Source organism: Methylobacterium sp. WL103, from assembly GCF_008039885.1.
GTDB classification, from domain to species: Bacteria; Pseudomonadota; Alphaproteobacteria; order Rhizobiales; family Beijerinckiaceae; genus Methylobacterium; species Methylobacterium cerastii.
In genome coordinates this window covers 1-629 of sequence record NZ_VRUX01001185.1, presented here as the reverse complement: position 1 = coordinate 629, position 629 = coordinate 1, and the positions used below count along the sequence as shown (strand labels likewise).

At 74.4% G+C, this 629-nt stretch carries 1 pseudogene; it reads right to left on the bottom strand.

The window, feature by feature from the left end:
* A pseudogene (locus tag FV222_RS30405) lies at positions 1–629 on the bottom strand (formyltransferase); the annotation flags it as partial.

Here is a 629-nt window from a genome sequence, read left to right as displayed (position 1 = left end):
CTCTGGAACGAGGGCCGCGCGGCCCTCGTTCCAGAGGACGCCGTCCGCGCTTGCGCCGGGCACGCCCACCGCGATGACGATCTCGGCGGTGCCGGGCACGGCCTCGGGGCTGCCTTCGCCGACGATGGCGATCGAGTGCAGGGCGCCGAGCCAATCGGGGCGCGCGGCCGGAAGCGACGAGAGCCAGAGCACGGCGTCGGCCTCCCCGGCCGAGACCTGGCGCACGGCGTCGAAGCGCCAGGGATCGTGCTCGGGCACCTTGCGGCCGAAGCCCGTGCGCGGGGCCTGACCCGTGGTCCAGGCCGAGACCTGGACGACCGCGCGGTCCTGGTCGGAATCACCGAGCGAGAGCGCGAAGCAGCGCGTGACCTCGTTCACGTCCCGCACCAGACCCTGCAACATCTCGACGCCGAGCTCGCCGAGCTCGGCCGGGTCGTACAGGACCACGCCGTACTGTGCGGCGTAGAGGACGCGGGCGATCCCGTTGAGCGGCGACTCGTCCTTCAGGTGGCCCTTCGCGTAGGCGCGGAGCAGGGCGAGGTCGGAGGGCAGCGCCTCGGCGGAGGCGCCCCCGACGGAGAGCACCTGGCGGTCGGCTCCGGCCGCCCGGCCGCGCACCGGCTTGCCTC